The 19,900-nt window shown below is 58.1% G+C and carries 20 protein-coding genes; 13 read left to right on the forward strand and 7 right to left on the reverse strand.

From position 1 onward, the window contains the following. Nucleotides 1-93 precede the first annotated feature (93 nt). Both LRK71_RS15470 and LRK71_RS15475 read left to right on the forward strand, forming a co-directional pair. Entirely contained in the window at nt 94-1,353 is a 1,260-nt protein-coding gene (locus LRK71_RS15470) for an MFS transporter (RefSeq protein ID WP_232404725.1), read from the forward strand. Then, a complete protein-coding gene (locus LRK71_RS15475; protein ID WP_232404726.1) occupies nt 1,350-1,892 on the forward strand; it encodes a DUF3833 family protein in 543 nt (180 codons plus the stop codon). Before LRK71_RS15470 ends, LRK71_RS15475 begins: the two co-directional genes overlap by 4 nt. Nucleotides 1,893-2,057: 165 nt before the next feature. On the opposite strand, the gene LRK71_RS15480 is transcribed toward LRK71_RS15475, so the two are convergent. The 3 genes from LRK71_RS15480 to LRK71_RS15490 all read right to left on the reverse strand — a co-directional run bounded on the left by LRK71_RS15480 (nt 2,058) and on the right by LRK71_RS15490 (nt 4,429). Continuing rightward, nucleotides 2,058-2,693 carry a ChrR family anti-sigma-E factor gene (locus LRK71_RS15480; RefSeq protein ID WP_232404727.1) on the reverse strand — a complete coding sequence of 212 codons (636 nt, stop codon included), beginning with the start codon at nt 2,691-2,693 and terminating at the stop codon, nt 2,058-2,060. Next, a complete protein-coding gene (locus LRK71_RS15485) occupies nt 2,690-3,208 on the reverse strand; it encodes a sigma-70 family RNA polymerase sigma factor (protein WP_232404760.1) in 519 nt (172 codons plus the stop codon). Before LRK71_RS15485 ends, LRK71_RS15480 begins: the two co-directional genes overlap by 4 nt. Before the next feature lie 201 nt (nt 3,209-3,409). Beyond that, nucleotides 3,410-4,429 (reverse strand): LysR family transcriptional regulator, encoded by a 1,020-nt coding sequence (locus LRK71_RS15490; protein ID WP_232404728.1) that lies wholly within the window; start codon nt 4,427-4,429, stop codon nt 3,410-3,412. A 135-nt stretch (nt 4,430-4,564) separates the two neighbouring features. Here LRK71_RS15490 and LRK71_RS15495 point away from each other — a divergent pair, with 135 nt between their 5' ends. The 11 genes from LRK71_RS15495 (at nt 4,565) to LRK71_RS15545 (ending at nt 15,351) form a co-directional block, all read left to right on the forward strand. After that, a complete protein-coding gene (locus LRK71_RS15495; protein WP_232404729.1) occupies nt 4,565-5,341 on the forward strand; it encodes a transporter substrate-binding domain-containing protein in 777 nt (258 codons plus the stop codon). Between the two features lie 228 nt (nt 5,342-5,569). After that, on the forward strand, nt 5,570-6,217 hold the full coding sequence (locus LRK71_RS15500; protein WP_232404730.1) for an amino acid ABC transporter permease: 648 nt from the start codon (nt 5,570-5,572) through the stop codon (nt 6,215-6,217). A gap of 18 nt (nt 6,218-6,235) precedes the next feature. After that, entirely contained in the window at nt 6,236-6,892 is a 657-nt protein-coding gene (locus tag LRK71_RS15505) for an amino acid ABC transporter permease (RefSeq protein WP_232404731.1), read from the forward strand. Nucleotides 6,893-6,908: 16 nt separating this feature from the next. Further along, nucleotides 6,909-7,679, forward strand: coding sequence for an amino acid ABC transporter ATP-binding protein (locus tag LRK71_RS15510; RefSeq protein WP_232404732.1), 771 nt, complete (start codon nt 6,909-6,911; stop codon nt 7,677-7,679). Then, nucleotides 7,676-9,028, forward strand: a complete 1,353-nt coding sequence (locus tag LRK71_RS15515; protein WP_232404733.1) for an aminotransferase family protein — start codon at nt 7,676-7,678, stop codon at nt 9,026-9,028. Before LRK71_RS15510 ends, LRK71_RS15515 begins: the two co-directional genes overlap by 4 nt. Beyond that, nucleotides 9,025-9,717, forward strand: a complete 693-nt coding sequence (locus tag LRK71_RS15520) for a CoA transferase subunit A (protein ID WP_232404734.1) — start codon at nt 9,025-9,027, stop codon at nt 9,715-9,717. Before LRK71_RS15515 ends, LRK71_RS15520 begins: the two co-directional genes overlap by 4 nt. After that, the gene (locus LRK71_RS15525) at nt 9,704-10,375 is read left to right on the forward strand and encodes a 3-oxoacid CoA-transferase subunit B (RefSeq protein ID WP_232404735.1); all 672 of its coding nucleotides are present in this window, start codon (nt 9,704-9,706) and stop codon (nt 10,373-10,375) included. Before LRK71_RS15520 ends, LRK71_RS15525 begins: the two co-directional genes overlap by 14 nt. Then, entirely contained in the window at nt 10,365-11,657 is a 1,293-nt protein-coding gene (locus tag LRK71_RS15530; RefSeq protein ID WP_232404736.1) for an ArgE/DapE family deacylase, read from the forward strand. The genes LRK71_RS15525 and LRK71_RS15530 overlap by 11 nt, the downstream gene beginning before the upstream one ends. 108 nt (nt 11,658-11,765) lie before the next feature. Then, the gene (locus LRK71_RS15535; RefSeq protein WP_232404737.1) at nt 11,766-12,926 is read left to right on the forward strand and encodes an amidohydrolase; all 1,161 of its coding nucleotides are present in this window, start codon (nt 11,766-11,768) and stop codon (nt 12,924-12,926) included. A 2-nt stretch (nt 12,927-12,928) separates the two neighbouring features. After that, the gene (locus LRK71_RS15540; RefSeq protein WP_232404738.1) at nt 12,929-14,050 is read left to right on the forward strand and encodes an alanine racemase; all 1,122 of its coding nucleotides are present in this window, start codon (nt 12,929-12,931) and stop codon (nt 14,048-14,050) included. 335 nt (nt 14,051-14,385) lie between these two features. Beyond that, a complete protein-coding gene (locus LRK71_RS15545; RefSeq protein WP_232404739.1) occupies nt 14,386-15,351 on the forward strand; it encodes a glycosyltransferase family 2 protein in 966 nt (321 codons plus the stop codon). Between the two features lie 358 nt (nt 15,352-15,709). On the opposite strand, the gene LRK71_RS15550 is transcribed toward LRK71_RS15545, so the two are convergent. Genes LRK71_RS15550 through LRK71_RS15565 form a run of 4 tightly spaced genes read right to left on the reverse strand, consistent with a single transcriptional unit; the run spans nt 15,710 to nt 19,823 of the window. Continuing rightward, entirely contained in the window at nt 15,710-17,383 is a 1,674-nt protein-coding gene (locus LRK71_RS15550) for an acyl-CoA synthetase (protein ID WP_232404740.1), read from the reverse strand. 3 nt (nt 17,384-17,386) lie between these two features. Continuing rightward, entirely contained in the window at nt 17,387-18,187 is an 801-nt protein-coding gene (locus tag LRK71_RS15555) for an enoyl-CoA hydratase (protein WP_232404741.1), read from the reverse strand. Between the two features lie 21 nt (nt 18,188-18,208). Next, nucleotides 18,209-18,658 carry an OsmC family protein gene (locus LRK71_RS15560; RefSeq protein WP_232404742.1) on the reverse strand — a complete coding sequence of 150 codons (450 nt, stop codon included), beginning with the start codon at nt 18,656-18,658 and terminating at the stop codon, nt 18,209-18,211. 25 nt (nt 18,659-18,683) lie between these two features. Continuing rightward, nucleotides 18,684-19,823: a glycine cleavage T C-terminal barrel domain-containing protein gene (locus LRK71_RS15565; RefSeq protein ID WP_232404743.1), complete on the reverse strand. Its 1,140-nt coding sequence runs from the start codon at nt 19,821-19,823 to the stop codon at nt 18,684-18,686. Between the last annotated feature and the right edge of the window lie 77 nt (nt 19,824-19,900).

Consider the following 19,900-nt stretch of genomic DNA (forward strand, 5'->3'; position numbering starts at 1 on the left):
CGGGCGCGGTATGCATCCTGCCTTTCGGCAGCGGTGGCAGCCTGAGGCTTTGGCTGGCGTTACTCGTGGGCTTGCATGTCAGAACAGCGGGGCATGCCGTTGACGCGCGAACCGCTGAGCCAGAGCCTGCTCTACCCGCGCGTCAGCCTCTATGCCCTGATGTTGGCCGCAGCGGGTATTCCGCTTTACATCCATTTGCCGCGGTTTGCTTCGGTCAATCTGGAGATTGGCCTGGGCACTGTTGGCGTGATCCTGATGGGGATCAGGCTGATTGATCTGGTGCAGGACCCATTGATCGGATGGGTACTGGATCGTTGGGCGCGGGCGCAGCGGGTCTTTGCGGCTGCGGCGGCTCTTGGCTTGGCTTTTGGGTTCCCTGCTCTGTTCATGCTGCAACCCGGCGAAGGTATCACGCTTCGGCTGACGCTGGTTCTGGTTCTGCTGTTTTCCGCCTACAGCCTGGGCATGATCCTGCTTTATGGCCGCAGTGCGATGCTGGCCAAACAGGCAACCACTGCCGAGATCACCCGCATGGCGGCCTATCGTGAAGGCGGGATGCTGCTGGGGGTGGTTCTGGTGGCGATTGCGCCGACGCTCCTTGCCTTGCTTGGGGCGTCGGCGCAGGGCTATCCGGCGCTGGGATGGGGCCTTGGCGCTCTGGCGCTGATGACGGCGGTCCTGGCGCGTAGTATCTGGCGACGTCCGGTGCAGCTTGGCACCGCCTTGAACCTGCAAGGCTTGGCCACGTCCGGTGCCGCCCGCCTGTTGCTTCTGGCGCTGATCAACAGCCTGCCTGTTGCAATCACATCGACGCTGTTTTTGTTTTTTGTTGAAGACAGGCTTGATCTCGCAGGCCAGTCGGGCTTTTTGCTGCTGCTCTTCTTTGCGTCTGCGGGCTTGTCTGTCCCTCTCTGGGCCCGGGTCAGCCGCCAGCTTGGCCCGCGCAACACCCTGTTGATTGCGATGCCGCTGGCGGTTTGTGCCTTTGTCGGCGCAGCCTTTCTTGCCCCCGGCAACCTGATTGGATTTGCCATCATCTGCCTGGCTTCGGGTGTCGCATTGGGCGCCGATATGGTGATCCTGCCGGTGATGTTTTCCATGGCCCTAGTGCGGGCAAATTTAAGGGCATCAACGGCCTTTGGGATCTGGTCTTTTGCCGGCAAGCTGGGGCTGGCCCTGGCGGCCTTTCTGGTGCTGCCCGCCCTGCAATTGAGCGGGTTTGAACCCGGAGCGGAAAACACGCCGCGGGCGCTTGCTACCCTGAACGGAGCCTATGCGATTTTGCCCTGCCTTCTGAAACTGGCCGCAATTGGCTTGGCCATGACCCTTCCGACAGAGGATACCGTGACATGAAAATCCTGACCACCATTCTGGTACTTGTACTGCTGTTGATTCTGGCGCGAGATCGGTTCTTCAGCTTTCGTGCGCAAAGCCCTGCAGACTACAAAGACAGCGGTCCCGGCTTTGTCTTGCAAGAGCATCTCTCTGGTCGCCTGCAGTCAGAGGGGCTTATCTTTGGACCCAAGGGGAAGGTGACCAATAGTTTTGTCGCAGAGATGGTGGGAGAATGGGACGGTGATACCGGAACGCTGACAGAAAACTTCACCTATTCGAACGGTAAAACACAGCAGCGGAAATGGTATCTGCAGATGGACAGCGCCTCTACCTTTACCGCCACTGCGGATGACATCGTCGGAGAGGGAAAAGGCGTCATCTCTGGGTCAACCATCAAGTTGAGCTATTTGATCACCCTGCCGGAAGAGTCGGGCGGCCATACCCTGACGGCGACGGACTGGATGTATTTGACTGAGAATGGCGTCATCATAAACAAGTCTGAAATGCGGAAATACGGGATCAAAGTTGCCGAACTTCTGGCCACGATGCACCGCTGATCATTGGATCTTTGGCGGGCACCGCAGTCTGGGGCGCGGGTGAATGAACCTGTTTGCCGGGGTGTTTGTGCCCCATGAAGGCTGCCCTGACGCTGCCCTAACGCGGCGCTCATGTGGCAGGGTTTCCGCCCGAGACCCGGCCGTGATTGCACAGGGGCAGGTGTCCTAGATCCGAAATAGAGGTTGCAGCAGGCGTGGTAACAGCGCTTTGAAGCGCAGCGGCGCATCTGTCGCGGCAAGGCAAATGCAGGGGTCACCTGCATCGGCGGTTGGCGTGTGGTTGAGGTCTTCATCGCCGACCTCGACGTCGCCAATGCCAAAACGTCCGGTGCTATCGCTGAAACTACCTTGCAGCACCATTGTGAGCTCCAATCCGTTGTGGCTGTGGTCTGGCATCGCTTGCCCTGCTGGGATGAACAGCAAGCGCGCATTTGATTCGGCATCAGCCGTCAGGATGGTCTGGCGAACCCCCATGCCCAGAGCTTTCCATTTGGGCTGTTGCCCCTGCAGTGCCGCCACTACGGGACCGGGATAGATGCCGGAGCGGTCATAGTGAGGTTCGGCCCTGACCGGTGCGTCCAATTGTGCCAAGACGCTGGCGCGCAACCCGCTGGACAGAGGGCTTGTACTGGCGGTTTCCAGGATGGCCCCGCCGACGGCCTGATGGGCAGCAAGAGAGGCGCGACAGTCATTACACATGGAAACGTGGCTGGCCACGACCACGGCAAAGGCATGCGGCAGGCTGCCCGCAGCATAGGATGCGAGCAAATGATCAGGGATATGATGGGTAATTGCGGTCATGTGCGCAGCCCCTTTAGGTCATGTCTCAGCCGTTCAAGGCCAAGACGAATTCTTGATTTGATGGTCCCGAGCGGCAGCCCCGTCTGCGTTTGGATCTCTTGATGGGTCAGCTCACCCAGATAGGCTTTTTCGACAATTATCCTTTGATCTGCGCTCAGACGTTGAAGCGCCTGCTTCAGGTGTTCGCTTTCCTGCTCTATCGCCAGGATCTGGCTGGCATCGGCCTCAGCGCCAGGGTCTTCCTTCAGTTCTTCAGGCACCGGCCTGGCCTCTTTGCGGGCTATGTCGATTTGCCGGTGTCTGGCAATTTGATAGATCCAGGCGGAAACCTGGGCGCGATGCGGGTCGAATTGCTCGGCCTTACGCCACACCGTCAGCATCACATCCTGAATCACTTCCTCGGCCTGGGCAGCAGGGGTGCCACCGCGGATGACAAACCCTTTCAGGCGCGGTGCAAAGTGATCGAACAAGGCAGCAAAGGCCGCCCTGTCCCTATCGATCTTCACCCTCAGCATCCATTTGGTTTGCTCAGAATAGTTGCTTTGCAATTTCGACACGTCTTTGCCTTCATGGCGAGGCCGCCCGTGAAGAGCGCGCCTGCGAGAGATATCAATGTCGAATGTCATCATACCCAATCTACGAAGGCCACATCTTTTTGGATCACAATAAGATTGTGTCGCGCCTGAATGCCGTTCCTGCTGCGGATTTCAGTCCGCCTAGACGGGCGGCGATAGGGGGGCGGCCTCTGTGGGGGGATGCGGGGCTTGGGTGTCCAGTTCTGCCCCATATGTCCGTTCGGTAATGTCGACGGCTGAAATTTCAGCTTCGCAGGTGGACAAAAAGGCGGCTTCCGCATCGGACAGGCGGCGTGCGGGGTTGGTGATCAGGTAGATGTTCACCATCGGCAGGGCGTCATATGGCGGCAGCTGGCGGATGTGCCCGGCTGCCACATCCTGTTTGGCGACGTGCAGGGGCAGGGCACCGATCCCGATATCGGCCATGATCATCCGGCGGATTTCATTCAGGCTCGAGGATACCCCGCGCCAGGTATTGGCCAGCCCCATCCGGGCACGCAGGCGAGAGATCACTTCAAGCGGCCCGCCTTCGGCTTCGGTTTGAAAGGCCACGAAGGGTTCGCCTTCCAGGTCTTTCGGGGTGATGGTTTTGGCGCTGAACAGGGGGTGCCGTGCGCCGCAGTACAGGCCAAAGAATTCTCGGTACAGGACCAATGTGTTTAGATTCTTGGGAAGCGCCGACAAGAGGCAGACCCCGAAACTGGCCCGGTTCTGCGATATCATGGTCTCGATATCGCCGCTTTCGTGCACGGAAAAAGAATAGGTGACATGCGGGTGGGCCTTGCAGAACCGGTTCAGAATATCCCCGAAATGTTCTGAAATCACGGAACTGGTGATGGCAATCGACAGATGCCCGCGTAATTCAGCGGTATCCGCGTCAAGCAGTGACGGGAGCTGGGAGATCGAGCCAAAGATCTTGGCGCATTCTGTGTAAAGCGCATGGCCTGCGCGGGTGACGGTGAACTCATTGGGTTTGCGGATAACCAGTGTCTTATGGGTGGTCTGCTCAAGGCGCTTTAGGGCTGCCGATACCGTCGGCTGCTTCAAGCCAAGAAAATTCGCCGCTTTGGAGATGCCGCGCTGCTCGACCACCACCATGAATGTGCGCAAGAGATTCCAATCAAGATTCCAGGGAAAGCGATGTCCGTGTGGTAGCTGCATAGTTTTCATCTATGTTAAGAATGTCTATTATTTATTTGCGCGATGTGCTGCCACATGCAAGTCTTTTCTCAGAGCGGGCCTGCCGCCAATAAACGCACAGGATAAATCCTGATTTTGATCAATAGGGAGATCACAATGACATTCCGCCGTACCATTCTTAAAAGTGCAATTGCAGCCGTTGGCCTTGCAGCCTTTGGTCTGAACACTGCCGCCGCCGAAGAACTGGACAGCCTGAAAGAAAAAGGGGTGATCCGTATCGCGATGTCCGGCGCTTACCCTCCGTTCAACTTTGTGAACGATGAAAACGAGGTTGTCGGCTTTGACCCCGCCGTGGGGACCGAAATCGCCAAGCGCATGGGGCTGGAAGCCGAGATTGTCACCACCGCCTGGGATGGCATCATTGGCGGTCTCTTGGCCAATAAATATGATGCGATTGTCGGATCGATGACCATCACCGCAGAGCGGGACGAAGTGGTCGATTTTGTCGGTCCCTACTATTCGGACAAGCGCGCCATCTTTACCAAGCCGGGGTCGGGCATTGCCAGCCTTGAGGATCTGGAAGGCAAGCGTGTTGGCTTGACACTGGGCGAAACCCACGAAGATTGGGCCCGCGATCGCGGCTATGACATCAACACCTACAAAGGCCTGCCCGAGCTGCTGCTTGAGCTGGAAAACGGCCGGGTTGATGCCATTGTCAACGACTCGATTGCCGCCATCCTGGCGATGACCTCGAAGGAGCAGAAATTCGAGATGTTTGCCGACCCCACCACAGAGCCTTTTGGCGCGGGTATCGCCATCCGTGAGGGCAACCCCGAGCTTGCCGCAGAAATGCAAAAAGCCCTGGATTCCATGATGGAAGACGGCACCTATCTCGCTCTTGCTGAGAAATGGATCGGCGCTGATATCCGCTGATATCTCTGTTCCCTGCCGCCGGACACGGCGGCAGGGGTTCGCCGTAATGGCATGATGGATCACGCGCCTCGGCAAACCGGCCCCTTTTGTGGCCTGACCTAAGCGTAGAGGCCGATCCCTACCCAAACAAAGTGTGGACCTGCATGATTTCCAGCATGGGATTTCTTTCGTCGCGAACGTTGCACATGGCTGCATCGCCGCTGTGTGGCCAGGTCAAAGGAGTGAAGCATGGACTTTGAACTGATGCTCAAGGTTTATCCGTTCTTTCTGGAGGCCGCCTGGACAACGATCCTGTTGTCAGTGCTGACCGCCATTCTGGGCCTGACCTGTGGCACACTGGGCGCTGCCGCTCGACTGTCACGATTTGCGGCCCTGCGGTTCCTCGGGGCCGCCTATGTCAGCCTGTTTCGCGGCACACCTGCCTTGATTCAGCTGTTCATCCTGTATTTTGGCGGGCCACAGATCGGCATCCAGTTGGATGCGTTCGAGGCAGGGGTCATCGGTCTGGGTATCAATGCCGGGGCCTATATGACGGAAACCATTCGTGGGGGGGTCATTTCGATCGACAGGGGGCAGCGCGAAGCCGCCCGGACCCTGGGGCTAAGCAGTTGGCAAGCCACCTACAAGATTATCCTGCCGCAGGCCGCGCGGCTGATGGTGCGCCCGCTGGGGGTGAACCTGAATATGCTGATAAAAGCGACAGCCCTAGTGGCGGCGATTTCGGTCATCGAACTGACCTATACCGCACAACGCTATATCGGCTCTACCTACAAACCCTTCGAGATGTTCCTGCTGGCAGGGGTTCTCTACATGATCATCATCTATGTGGTGGGCCGTGGCGTTGCCTGGCTGGATCGCAAAGTTCAAATCAACTGATCGGAAAAGGAAAGACAGATGGGCCTCGATTTTTCGATTATTCCCAAGTATTTGGATGTTGTGTTGCTGGGTGCTGCCTGGACTATGGGTATCACCGTGGCATCCGCGATCCTCAGCTTTTTTGGCGGTATAGTCTTTGCTGTGGTGGCGCTCTATGCGCCTTGGATCATCCGCCAGCCTTTCCGCCTGATCGAGTGGGTCTTTATGGGCACGCCGCTTCTGCTGCAGCTGTTCCTGATCTATTTTGGCCTGGTGCAGATCGGCATTGACCTGCCTGCCTTTATCGCCGGCATCATCGGGCTGGGGCTGCATTTTGCAGTCTACAACTCTGAACTGATCCAGACGGCAATCCTTGCGGTCGACAAGGGCCAGATGGAAGCGGCACGCACCCTGGGATTAAGCCGTGGCGAAGCCCTGCGCAAAGTTGTGATCCCGCAGGCGGTGCGCGCTGTGATCCCGCCGATTGGCAACAACATGATTGCCCTGCTGAAAGACAGCGCCCTGGTTTCGGTAATTGGGGTCAGCGAACTGACGCTTTCCGCCCAGCGGGTGATCGGCAAGACCTATCGTCCGTTCGAGTTCTACATCCTTGCCGCTGCCTTCTACTACGTCATCAACCTTTGCATGGAATGGGTGCAGCGCAAGATCGAGCGCCGCATTGCCATCTCCCGCTGATCTTGCGAGACCAATCATGACCGAACAGACAGACTTCGTCGAAATCCGCCACGCACAGAAATCCTTTGGTGCGCTTGAGGTTCTCAAGGACATCAGCCTTTCCGTTACGCGCGGTCAGATCGTTGGCATCATCGGCTCATCAGGGTCCGGCAAATCCACACTGCTGCGTGCCATCAACGATCTGGATCCGCTGACCGGCGGGGAAATCTGGTTGGACGGCGTGCAGGTGAACAAAAGCCTGCCGCACCGCCAATATGAAAAACACATCAATGAAATGCGCCAGCAGGTTGGCATGGTGTTCCAGCACTTCAACCTGTTCCCGCACATGACCGCGCGCGAAAATGTCACGATGGCGCCAAAGATGCTCAAGGGGTTGTCGCAAGCGGCCGCCGATAAGCTCGCTGAAGAGCAGCTGGACAAGGTTGGGATGCTGGAGCGGATCGACTACTATCCCTCGCAGCTGTCCGGCGGTCAGAAACAGCGGGTCGCCATCGCCCGGGCGCTTGCGATGAAGCCAAAGCTGATGCTGTTTGACGAAGCGACCTCTGCTCTGGATCCCGAATTGGTGGAAGAGGTGAACCTGGTTATGAAACGGCTCGCCGAAGAGCACATGACGATGATCATCGTAACCCATGAAATGGACTTTGCGGCTTCGGTCTGTGACCGCGTGCTGTTCATGGACAAGGGTGTCGTCGTCGAAGAAGGCCCGCCTGCGACCATGTTCAAACATCCAACCAAGGAGCGAACCCGAGAATTCCTCCGCAAACATATCGAAGGTGCAAAGTGAGCGACGAGATTTCCTACCTGTTTTATCAATCCCGCACGCCGCGTCCCTTTCTGGAGCATGGCGAGGGCATCTATCTGTTTGATGAGACCGGCAAACGCTACATCGACGGATCTTCCGGCGCTATGGTGTCCAATATCGGTCACTCCAATCCGCGCGTCCTGGCCAAGATGAAGGCGCAGATGGACAAGGCCACCTTTGGCTATAGGCTGCATTTTCGCACCCATCCGTCCGAGGATCTGGCGGCAAAAACCGTTGCGATGACGCCGGACGGGCTGGATCGTGTTTTCTTTGTCTCGGGCGGGTCCGAAGCGGTGGAAAGTGCCGTGAAGCTGGCCCGGCAATATGCCTTGACCCAGGGGCAGGGCAGCCGCCACCGGGTGATTTCGCGCTTTCCTTCCTATCATGGTTGCACCTTCGGGGCCCTGGATTTGACAGGCTATGACCCGCTGCGCGAACCCTTTGCCCCTATGATGCAGGGTATGCCCAAGATCGCGGCCCCTGCGACCTATCTGGACCGCGACAACCTGAGCGAAGAAGAGCGCGGCTTGAAATATGCCGAACTGCTACGCGAGCAGATCCTGAAGGAAGGGCCGGACAATGTGCTGGCCTTTCTGATGGAACCCGTCGGCGGCGCCTCGACCGGGGCGCTGGTTGCCCCCGATAGCTACTATGGCCGGGTGCGTGAGATCTGCGACGAATTTGGCGTGTTGCTGATCTATGACGAGGTGATGACCGGGGCAGGCCGCACCGGCAAGTTCCTGGCCGCCGAACACTGGGGCATCACCCCGGATATTGTCGCCATGTCCAAGGGCTTTGGCGCAGGCTATGCGCCTTTGGGGGCTATCGTGGCGCGCGCGCGTCTGGTCGATCCGGTTCTGGATGCAGGAGGCTTCCTGCATGGTTTTACCTATGCGGGCAATCCGCTTGCCTGCTCCGCCGGGCTGGCGGTGCTGGAAGAGATGGAAGATCAAAACCTGATCGAAAATGCTGCCCGCATGGGGGATGTCTTGATGGCGCGCCTGCGCACCCTGATGGATCGTTATTCCTTTATCGGCGATGTTCGCGGCAAGGGGCTGCTGACGGCCTTTGAATTTGTCGCGGACCGCACAACCATGGAACCCCTGCCGCCAGAGCTGGACGCCCATGCACGGCTTGTCGAACTGGCCTATGAGCGGGGCCTTATCATCTATTCCCGCCGCACCCGAGGCGGCACCGCAGGCGATCATTTCCTGATCGCACCGCCGCTGATCATTACTGAGGCGCAGATCGACGAGATCATGGTGATCCTGGTGGATGCGCTGGATGCCTTTGCCACAGAGGTGGGACTGCCCATCGCGGAGGCCGCATGAGGCTGCCAGACAAAAGCTGCAAGATTGCCAGCGCCATTGCAAAAATCAAACCGGGCGACAGGGTCATGATTGGCGGCTTTGGCGTGCCCGGCACACCGATGACGCTGATCCAAGCGCTTGTCGACCATGGTGCAGATAACCTGACGATTATCAAGAATGACGCAAACGAGCCGGGCATGGGCATCGACCATCTGCTGCAGAGCGGCCAGGTCTCGCGGCTGATCACCACCCATCTTGGCCTGAACACCCATGCGATTTCGCTGATGAACACAGGCCAGATCAAGGTGGAGTTCAACGCTCAGGGTATTCTGGCCGAACGTATTCGGGCCGGCGGTGCCGGGATTGGGGCCGTGCTAAGTGATATCGGCATCGGCACCGAGCTGGCGATGGGCAAGCAGGTGGTCGAGCTCGCGGGCAAGCCGCATCTAGTGGAAACCGCCCTGCGCGCCGATGTGGCGCTGATCCACGCCGACCGGGCCGATATCTTTGGCAACCTCGCCTATGTCGCAACTGCGCAAAACTTTAACCCGCTGATGGCAATGGCGGCTGATTGCGTGATTGCCGAGACCGAAACCCTGCTGCCGCTTGGCGGGCTGGCTGCAAATGCCATCCACACAGCGGGCGTTTTTGTCGATCACGTCGCCGAACTGGCAGAACTGAGCAAGGAATACGCCGTTGTCCAGCGCTAAAGAACGCATGATTGCCCGCGCCGCGCGCGAGATCGCACCGGGGATGGTGGTCAATCTTGGCATTGGCCTGCCGACCCAGGTGGTCAACCACCTGCCCAGAGATTTTCCGGTCTGCTTGCATACTGAAAACGGCATGACCGGTATCGGTCCGACCCTGCCGCCGGACCAGGCCGACCGCAATCTGATTGATGCCGGGGGCAGCTATGTTTCGACGGTGCCGGGATCGGCCTTTTTCGACAGCGCCACCAGCTTTGCCATGGTGCGTTCGGGGCGGCTGGATCTGACAATGCTGGGTGCTTTCGAGGTTAGCGCCAGCGGCGATCTGGCCAATTGGAAGATCCCCGGAAAATTCAGCCCCGGCGTCGGTGGCGGCGTAGAGCTGGCCCAAAAGGCGCGGCGGGTGGTGGTTCTGACCACGCATACCGACCGCGCTGGCAACCCGAAGCTGAAAGAAACATGCTCTTTGCCGCTAACGGCAAGGGCCTGTGTGGCGCGGATCTTTACAGATATGGCCGTGATCGACGTAACGCCACGGGGTTTTGTGCTTGTTGAAACACTGGGCGGCATTCCCGCGGCAGAAGTGGCCGAGGCCACCGGCGCGCCCCTGCTCCTGCCTGATACTGATTTGCCAGAATTTGAGGCCAGCCATGGAAGATGACCTGAACACACGCCTGTGTGCGGCCGTTGATGCGGCTTTTGATCGGCAGGTTGCCTTCCTGTCCGATTTGACCGCGCATCCATCGACCCGCGGCAATGAGCAATCGGCGCAGAATTTCATGGCGGCCGAGCTGAGCGCGCGCGGTTATGACCTTGATCGCTGGCAGATTGATCTCGCCGAGATCCAGCACCTGCCGGGATTTTCGCCGGTGCTTGTCCCCTATGAGGATGCGGTCAATGTGGTGGGCACCCACCACGCCCGGACGCAGACGGGTCGCTCTCTCATCCTGAACGGGCATATTGACGTGGTGCCTGCCGGGCCGCTGGACATGTGGGACAGCCCACCGTTTGAACCGCGCGTCGAAGGCGGCTGGCTCTACGGGCGCGGCGGCGGCGACATGAAGGCCGGCCTGGCCTCGAATCTTTTTGCGCTGGATGCGCTTAAGGCCTGTGGCCGCGCCCCGGCAGCGGATGTGTTTTTCCAGTCCGTGGTCGAGGAGGAATGCACCGGCAACGGTGCGCTGGCCTGTCTGGCGCGCGGCTATCGGGCCGATGCGGCCCTGATCCCGGAACCCTTTAGCGAACATCTGGTCACTGCCCAGCTGGGGGTGATCTGGTTCCAGGTGCATCTCAAGGGGCTGCCGACCCATGTTGCCTATGCCGGCAGCGGTGCCAATGCGATCGAGGCCGCCTTTCCGCTGATCCGGGCGCTGCATGACATGGAACACCGCTGGAACGCCGCTGAAAACCGGCCCGAAGACTATGCGCATATGGATCATGCGCTGAACCTGAATGTCGGCAAGATCGAAGGTGGTGACTGGACCAGCTCGGTCCCAGCCTGGAGCGTCTTTGACGTGCGCATGGCTATCTTTCCCGGCCAATCCATCGAGGCGGCAAAGGCCGAGATCGAGCAAGTGATCCTGGATGCCGCCCGTGACAATGACTTTCTGCGCAATTCACTGCCTGAAATCGTCTATCACGGCTTTCACGCCGCGGGCTACGCGCTGTCGCAGGACAGTTCCGCCAAGGCGGTATCGGCCATTGCAGCGCTGGATCAGGCGCATCGGTCTGCCACGGGCGAGGCGCTGGTGCGCGAAGCGATCACGGCCACCACTGACGCCCGTTTCTTTGGTCTCTATGCGGATACGCCGGCACTGGTCTATGGCCCGCGTGCCGAAGCCATTCATGGCTTCAATGAACGCGTCGACCTGGAAAGTATGCGTCGCATTACCAAAGCCACATCCATGTTCATCGCCGACTGGTGCGGCACGGAAGAAATCTAAGGAGCAGTCCATGCGCCACGCCAACAGTCTTTGCTCCCCCGCAACCCCCTGTGGTCAAAACCACCCTGGTTGTTGCCTTGGGCGCCAAGGTTTTCTGAGGAGTTTTTGATGCCTGCCCTTTCTTCTGATCAGATTATGCAGCTTACGGCGTTGCGCCGGGTGCTGCACCGTCGACCCGAACTTTCGGGCGAAGAGGCCGCAACGGCAGAGCGCATCGCCTCTGAACTGACCCTGCTGGGGGCAGATCGGATCTGGCAGGGCCTTGGCGGCCATGGCGTGGCGGCTGAATTCACCGGGGCTGAGGCAGGTCACACCGTGCTGCTGCGGTGCGAACTCGACGGGCTGCCAATCCGTGAGCTTTCGACCCTGCCTTATAAGTCCGAGGTAGAGGGCCGCGGGCACCTGTGCGGGCATGACGGCCACATGGTTTCTCTTCTTGGGGTTGGCATGCGGCTGGCGCGCCATCGTCCCGCCGCCGGGCGCGTCATTCTGCTGTTTCAACCCGCCGAAGAAACAGGCGCTGGTGCCAAGGCCGTTATCGAAGATCCGCGCTGGCCCGAGATACGTCCTGACTATGCCTTTGCTTATCACAATGTCCCTGGTCGCCCGCTTGGCGAAATTGGTCTGCGGGCCGGGCCGGGCAACTGTGCGTCGCGCGGTATGCAGATTCTGCTGGAGGGCAAAAGCTCTCATGCGGCGGCCCCTGAAGATGGGGTTTCCCCCGCCAATGCAATGGCCGATCTGATGGTTGCCTTGCCCGGCCTTAGCCAGGGGGTGACCAGCGATGCCGATTTCTCGCTGAGTACGCTGACCCATGCAAACCTTGGTGAACCCGCTTTTGGAATATCGCCCGCAGAGGGTGAGTTGCGCGTCACGCTGCGCTCGATGACGAACGAACGGATGGATGGGCTGATCGCCGAGGCGCAGCAGCTGGTCGCAGACAGGAGCGCCAATCTGAAGGTCCAGACCCATTGGCATGATATCTTTCGGGCTGTCGTGAACGATGAAGAGGCCACGGCAGTGGCGCGGCGCTGCGCGCAAGCCCTGGACCACACCTGCCTGGAGATGGCGGCGCCGATGCGCTGGTCAGAGGATTTTGGCCGTTTCGGGGAAGACGGTGCCAAGGCGGCCCTGCTCTATGTCGGAGCGGGGGAGACGCAGCCGCAGCTTCACAACCCGGACTACGATTTCCCAGACGCCTTGCTTCCGGTTGTGACCGACCTATTTTGCAGCGTCATTGATGACCTTCTTAGACCTGAGCAGAGTTGAAAATGATAGAAACCCGCCCAGCCTCTTGGTGTACCATTCACACGGACCGTATTTCGAAAAACCTTGAACTTGCTCTTGCTCTTGTCCCCAAGAGGAGACGTTTTTGCGCGGTGCTGAAAGCCGATGCCTACGGGCATGGCATCCCGCAGGTTGTTCCGCTTGTTCGGGAACAGGGGGTCACCTGCATCGGGATTACCACCAATGCTGAGGCGCGGGCAGTGCGCCAGGCGGGGTTCGACGGGGCTGTTATCCGGCTCAGGGCTGCGGCCCCTCAGGAAATTGAAGGCGCGCTGGAGGATCGGGTCGAAGAGCAGGTCGCCACACGCCAAGTGGCACAGCTGATCCTCAACCACCTGGAGACCGGACGGTATAAGGCCTGCGTGCATCTTGCCTTGAATTCTGCAGGCATGTCGCGGGATGCGCTGGAAATATCGACAGCGGTGGGAGAGGCCGAATGCAGTGATATCCTGGCCACCCTGGGCGGCCACATCGGCGGGATCTGCACGCATTTTCCATCAAACGACCCGCTGCAATTGCAGCAAAGCGACGCCCTGTTTCAGCAACAGGTGTCCTGGGTATTTGAAAACAGTGATCTGAACCGTGCCGATGTCTTGGTGCATGCGGGCAGTTCACTGACGCTGATTTCAGAGATGGAAATAGGCACCGATATGTATCGTTGCGGTGCCATATTATATGGAATTCTGAAGCCCGAACTGGGCTTTCGCAGCACCATGGATCTTGAGGCACGCGTGGTAAGCCTGCAAGACTACCCGGCGGGGTCAACCGTCGGCTATGATCGCGATTATCGGATCGAGGGCAGCCGCCGTCTGGCCTGTATCGCAATCGGTTATGAGAACGGTTTCAGGCGCAATTCAAACAATGGCAATGTGGTTGTCGCAGGGGATTTTCTGGCGCCGGTGGTTGGAAAAATCTCTATGAATGCGATCGTTGCTGATGTCACCGGGGCCGACAGTATTCAGATCGGGGATACAGTCAGCGTCTTTGGTGGACCGGGTGCAGCTCCGATCCGGCAGTTCACGGTCGAAGGCCAGTTTTGTACAATCATGGCCGATCTATATACCGACTGGGGGCGCCGCAACTACCGCGTTTATTGCACGCCATAGTGTGGGCCTGTGGGCTATGCGATCTGGCGGCGCAAAACCGTTTGTCGACATATCAAGCACAAGGTACTAAAAGGCACCTCTACTAAGGGGGGAACCGTCATGCCTCGTGAAGACAGCTGCGATCTGGATGTGTCGTTTGCGTCGAACAGGGCAGGGTGGTCTGGCGTCTCTCTGCCTTCGGCCGTTACAATCGTGATACCTTTCAGAAGCGGCTGGCTGACGTCCGCCATAAGATCCAGATGCGCCCGTCCCAACCCAGTGAACAGACAGAATACACGGTCGGGAACGATCTTTGGCTCGCCTGAGCTACTACAAAACTTGAAAGGATGGCCTAAGTGACAGACCCGATTTCCCCGTCGCCCCTGTGCTCAATCATTTGCACCACATATAACCACGAGGCCTTCTCGCGGGCGGCGCTCGAGTCGATATTCCAGCAGGACTACGATCACATTGAGATCGTCGTGGTCGATGACGGCTCGACGGACGGAAATGCCGAGGTTTTGGAAAATACGCTTGCGCAGTCCCCCTATCCTTTCCGGTTAATCTTGCAAGACAATACCGGCAATGTCCCGTTAAACGTCAATCGAGGGATTGAGGCCGCGACAGGGGAGTACTTCTCGTTTCTGTCATTGGACGATCTGTTACTGCCGGATGCCATTTCATCCAAGATGCAGATCATCAAGCGCAATCCCAAAATCGCCCTGGTTGCGAATACCGAGAACATGGAAATCGACAATGCCGGAGAGGTGACCTGCGAGAGCTTTACATCGCAGCTTTATCGCCAGACCTATGCATCAGCGCAGGAACTGCTGGATGTCGAGTACGAGAATTTGGGCACGTTTTATGTGCAGGCTTCTGTCGTGAAGGCAGACATCGTAAGGGCAATCGGAGGAATGGATCCGGATATCTCAGGTGACGATATCATCCTGCGCACAAAGATATTTATGTTCATGATAGAGCATCCCGAGCTTGAATTTGAACTCGTTCACCGACCCGGTATGAAATACCGAAAACACGGCAATAACCAGCATCTGAATACGTGGAATCAGATCAAAACGATTGTCGATTGGCGAGACCGCTATTTCCCCGACAGGTCATTTCCAGAGCTGGCACATGCTTGGATTCTTCACTTCGTCGATCAATCTCTTAGGACTGGAAACAGAAAGGCACTGAAACACGCGTTACAGTACAGCCCGATTCTGACAGAGATTATTGGTGGCTATAGCCGAACCTGGAAGTACCGAAGAAGAAATGCAAAATCTATGTTGAAAAGCTTGATCAGGTTTCGCCCTCGTTTTTGATTGCTCTACGGAATGGCCACCTGTTATGCGGTGGGCCTAACTGGTCAGCAACCGATGCCCTACCGCAAGTGGCTGCTGTTGGAACAGACTTGGCCGTCCAATCTAATGGGGCAGGTATCCGGGGCCGGTCGCCGATGCGGCAACCGCAGAGCGCCTGACCGCGCTTTACCAGACGCTGGTGATGATCCCCCAGCTGGATGGCCAGCCCTTTGTTCGGTCTCACTGCTAGGTCATATGGGCAAATGACACAGCCCAAGGCGAATTGACGTGATGTCGACAAAGCCCAAGAGGTTTTGGCGATCCTGTCACGTCAATCAGGGCCAGGGTGTCTCCCCCTTGATGACCTGCGCGCTAAGCTCTAGATCACCCGTGTTGAGGAAGTTCGGATATCTATGGGGGCCCCTGCGAACTCTTTGGCTTGTTCGCGCAGGACAAATTTCTGAATTTTACCAGTGGATGTGCGCGGGATCGGCATAAACACGAACTGTCCCGGCACCTTGTAGGACGCCAGCTGTTCCTTGCACCAGGCACGCAAGGTTTCCGCATCCACAGTTTTACCGACGGCCAGTTCCACAAATGCGCAGGGCGTTTCGCCCCATTTTTCATGAGGCATCGCAACCACGGCGGCAATCGCAACCGCAGGATGGCGATAAAGCGCTTCTTCCACCTCGATGGATGAAATATTCTCGCCACCGGAAATGATGATGTCCTTGGAGCGATCCTTGAGCTGGATATATCCGTCGGGATGCCGCACCCCCAGATCTCCGGAATGGAACCATCCCCCCGTAAAGGCCTCTTGGGTGGCCGTCGGGTTGCGAAAGTAGCCCTTCATCACGACGTTGCCGCGAAACATTACCTCTCCCATGGTTTTGCCGTCACGCGGCACGGGCAGCATGGTTTCGGGGTCCAGAACGTCGAGACCTTCTAGCGGCAGATAGCGCACACCCTGGCGGGATTTCAGTGCGGCTTGTTCATCAGAAGGAAGATTTGACCAATCCTGATGCCAGTCATTCACCACGGCGGGCCCGTAGGTTTCGGTCAGCCCATAAAGATGCGTCACGTCAAAACCTGCGGTTTTCATATCTGCCAACAGTTTTTCGGGCGGTGGAGCGGCAGCAGTGAAGAATTGAACCGTCTGGCTGAGCCGGCGCTTTTCAGATTCGGGGGCAGAGATCATCAGGGACATCACGATCGGTGCGCCGCATAGATGGGTGACGCCCTCGTCCGCCAAGGCGGTCCAGATTGGCTCTGCCCTGACCTGACGCAAACAAACATGGGTTCCGATAATCGCCGACAGGGTCCAGGGGAAACACCAGCCGTTGCAGTGGAACATAGGCAGGGTCCAGAGATAGACCGCATGTTTCGCCATTGAGGTGGTCAGCGCATTGCCCTGCGCCAGAAGATAGGCTCCGCGATGATGCGAGACCACGCCCTTGGGGTCGCCGGTGGTGCCGGAGGTGTAGTTGATCGAAATCGCATCCCATTCATCAAGTGGCATGAGCCAGTCAAAATCGGGATCACCAGTGGCGAGAAACGCGTCATAGTCCTGCGGATCAGTTTGGGTCTCAGCCTCGGAAAATTCAGGATCGTTGTATTGGATTATCAGCGGCTTCACCGTGGCCAGTGCCAGCGCCTCTTGCATCAGAGGCATGAATTCGCGGTCCACAATGACAACTTTGGACATGGCGTGGTCCAGCTGGAACGCAATCACTGACGCATCAAGGCGCGTATTCACCGAGTGCAAAACTCCGCCACACATCGGCACACCGTAGTGGCACTCGAGCATCGCAGGCGTATTGGCCAGCACTGCAGACACCGTATCCCCACGCCCGATGGAGTGTTGCGCCAAAGCGGACGCCAGTTGGCGCGACCGTGCGTAGAACTCCGCGTAGTTGCGCCGCAACCTGCCATGCACGATTGCAGTGTGTTCAGGGAAGACCAGCGCGGCCCGTTCCAGAAATGTCAGCGGCGTCAGCGGCTGATGGTTTGCCGGATTACGGTCCAGATCGGTGTTGTAGGGGTTCGCACTCATGGTTCAGGCGTCCTGCCAAAGGGGGGCGCGCTTTTCGATGAAGGCGTTGATACCTTCGCGCGCGTCTTGCGCCAGCATGTTGTCGACCATCACACTGGAGGCGTAATCATAGGCGTCAGCCAGCGTCATTTCGCACTGCGCGTAGAAGGCGCGTTTTCCGGTTGCGAGTGTCATGCTGGATTTTGACGCGATCTTGTGTGCCATCTGCATCGTCGTGTCTTGCAACGCGTCTGGCGCAACGACGCGGTTCACAAGACCGATCTCGGCAGCCCTTTCTGCTGACGTCATATCCCCCGTCAGCAACATCTCCATTGCGTGCTTGTTCGCGACGTTGCGTGACAGGGCCACCATAGGTGTGGAACAGAACAGCCCGATATGTACCCCGGGCGTGCTGAATGATGCGCTATCCGACGCAATCGCCAGATCGCAGCTTGCGACCAGCTGGCAGCCTGCAGCAGTCGCGACACCGGTGACTTCGGCGATGACAGGCTTAGGGCAATTCACGATGCCCTGCATGACGCCTGCGCACATGGACATCACTTTGGCAAAGTAGGCTTTGCCGCCGTCTTCACCCTTGCGCCCTGCAGTCATTTCTTTCAGGTCGTGGCCCGCACAAAACGCAGGGCCTTTGGCCGCGAGAACAATGACCCGCACCTTTTGGTCAGTCCCTGCTTCAGCAAAGGCTGCACCCAGTTCCGCCAGCATTGCCTCGGAAAGTGCATTGCGCTGCCTAACATCATTTAGGGTCAGCCGTAGAATTCCGCTCGCGTCCAGATTACGCTGCAGGATGTCGGAGGTGGTCACGAAGCTAATCCTTCCGGTGTTTTAAAGTATATTGATTTCGACACTCTCAGCCAAGGTATTGGCGATAAAGCAGTAGCGGTGCGCGCGGTCCTGCATTTGGGCCAGTTCTTCAGCACTGACGGAAAACCCGGTGTCAAATCGCACTACAGGGTGCAGGTCGATCCGGGTCACGGACATTTGCCCTTTGGGGTTCTTGCCCAGATGCGCCTCTGCGTAGTCGTGATAGCTTGCTACTGGCCAGCCCGCTTTGGCCGCCAGCGCCAGAAAGGTCATCATGTGGCAACTGGACAGAGCCGAGGCGAGCGCCTGCTCGGGGTTTGTGTTGTCTGGATCTCCGCCCCAATCAGGGGCGGAGTCCACGAGCATGTCATAGCGGTTGTTGTACTGAACCGTATGTTCGTTGGAATATGTGCCTGTTTGAAAAACAGGTGCCGCACGCTGCCAATGCAGCTCAATTGCGAGGTCTGACATTTGGATTGCCCTTACTAAAGACGCCTTACGCCGCTGCGATCTGCTTTTTGGGATCATAGAACGGACGTTCACAGATGGTCGCGCGGGCGGGGCCGGAATTGGTCACAACTTCAACCTCTGCGCCGATGTTGGCATGCTCGGCGGCAACCATGGCCAACGCGATGTTCTGCTCGAGGCGTGGCGAATAGACGGCGGATGTCACCTTGCCGATCTCCTCACCGGCGTACTGAACACCCCAGAACGTCGTATTCGGCCCGGTGAGCGGCGCACCGTCGAGGATCAGACCAACCTGCTTGCGGCTCACGCCTTCGTCCTTGATCCGGCGCAGCGCGGATTTGCCGATGAAGTCAGCCTCCATATCAAGGTTCACCAGCCGGTCAAAGCCAAGCTCGAACGGGTTGGTCCCCATGTCGGCGTCCGCGTGATAGGACAGCATCCCCCCTTCGATACGGCGGATAGAGGATGTGTGACCGGGCTTCAGGCCAAACTCCAGACCAACCGCCATGATGGTTTCCCATAGCAGATCGCCCTTGGAGCCGTCGCGCAGGTAGATCTCATACCCCAGCTCGCTCGACCAGCCTGTGCGGGACACCACCAGCGGGATGCCGTTCAGGTCAACCTCCCGCAGCCAGTAGTAGCGCAGATCCATAATGTCGTCGCCGAACAGCGCCTTCATGATCTCACCTGACATCGGGCCCTGCAGTTGCAGCGGGGAGACATCAGGTTCGCCAATCGTGACATCAAGGCCAGAATTGATCGCAACCCCTTGTGCCCAAAGCAGAATGTCGCTGTCGGCCAGAGAAATCCAGAAATGGTTTTCAGCGAGGCGCAGCAAGATCGGGTCATTCAGGATGCCGCCGTCGGCGTTTGTGATCAGGATGTATTTGCACTGCCCCACGGCCATCTTGGACAGGTCGCGGCAGGTCAGCAGCTGGGTGAATTGCGCGGCATCCGGGCCGGTGATTTCGACCTGCCGTTCGACGGCAACATCACACAGGATCGCATCGTTCACGAGGTTCCAGAAGTTCTGCTCCGGATCCCCGAAATCACGTGGGATATACATGTGGTTGTAGACCGAAAACCCTTGGGCGCCCCAACGCACCGTTGCGTCAAAGTAGGGCGACTTGCGGATCTGTGTGCCGAAACCAAAATCATCTGCGTGCATTGAAAGCTCCTCCCGTTTTGTCCGTGATCTTCCCGATCACAAACTGTCAAAGTCTTTCCGAGATATAGTCTGAGAGG

The sequence above is a fragment of the Pseudophaeobacter flagellatus genome, from assembly GCF_021228235.1.
Classification (GTDB): domain Bacteria; phylum Pseudomonadota; class Alphaproteobacteria; order Rhodobacterales; family Rhodobacteraceae; genus Pseudophaeobacter; species Pseudophaeobacter flagellatus.

Bases quoted from the DNA above. Each gene is read 5' to 3' on its own strand.
- LRK71_RS15485 (WP_232404760.1), bottom strand. From the start codon at position 3,208: ATGCTGAGGGTGAAGATCGATAGGGACAGGGCGGCCTTTGCTGCCTTG.
- LRK71_RS15495 (WP_232404729.1), top strand. From the start codon at position 4,565: ATGACATTCCGCCGTACCATTCTTAAAAGTGCAATTGCAGCCGTTGGC.
- LRK71_RS15500 (WP_232404730.1), top strand. From the start codon at position 5,570: ATGGACTTTGAACTGATGCTCAAGGTTTATCCGTTCTTTCTGGAGGCC.
- LRK71_RS15510 (WP_232404732.1), top strand. From the start codon at position 6,909: ATGACCGAACAGACAGACTTCGTCGAAATCCGCCACGCACAGAAATCC.
- LRK71_RS15535 (WP_232404737.1), top strand. From the start codon at position 11,766: ATGCCTGCCCTTTCTTCTGATCAGATTATGCAGCTTACGGCGTTGCGC.
- LRK71_RS15560 (WP_232404742.1), bottom strand. From the start codon at position 18,658: ATGTCAGACCTCGCAATTGAGCTGCATTGGCAGCGTGCGGCACCTGTT.
- LRK71_RS15540 (WP_232404738.1), top strand. From the start codon at position 12,929: ATGATAGAAACCCGCCCAGCCTCTTGGTGTACCATTCACACGGACCGT.
- LRK71_RS15565 (WP_232404743.1), bottom strand. From the start codon at position 19,823: ATGCACGCAGATGATTTTGGTTTCGGCACACAGATCCGCAAGTCGCCC.
- LRK71_RS15505 (WP_232404731.1), top strand. From the start codon at position 6,236: ATGGGCCTCGATTTTTCGATTATTCCCAAGTATTTGGATGTTGTGTTG.
- LRK71_RS15550 (WP_232404740.1), bottom strand. From the start codon at position 17,383: ATGAGTGCGAACCCCTACAACACCGATCTGGACCGTAATCCGGCAAAC.
- LRK71_RS15520 (WP_232404734.1), top strand. From the start codon at position 9,025: ATGAGGCTGCCAGACAAAAGCTGCAAGATTGCCAGCGCCATTGCAAAA.
- LRK71_RS15480 (WP_232404727.1), bottom strand. From the start codon at position 2,693: ATGACCGCAATTACCCATCATATCCCTGATCATTTGCTCGCATCCTAT.
- LRK71_RS15475 (WP_232404726.1), top strand. From the start codon at position 1,350: ATGAAAATCCTGACCACCATTCTGGTACTTGTACTGCTGTTGATTCTG.
- LRK71_RS15490 (WP_232404728.1), bottom strand. From the start codon at position 4,429: ATGCAGCTACCACACGGACATCGCTTTCCCTGGAATCTTGATTGGAAT.
- LRK71_RS15530 (WP_232404736.1), top strand. From the start codon at position 10,365: ATGGAAGATGACCTGAACACACGCCTGTGTGCGGCCGTTGATGCGGCT.
- LRK71_RS15470 (WP_232404725.1), top strand. From the start codon at position 94: ATGCCGTTGACGCGCGAACCGCTGAGCCAGAGCCTGCTCTACCCGCGC.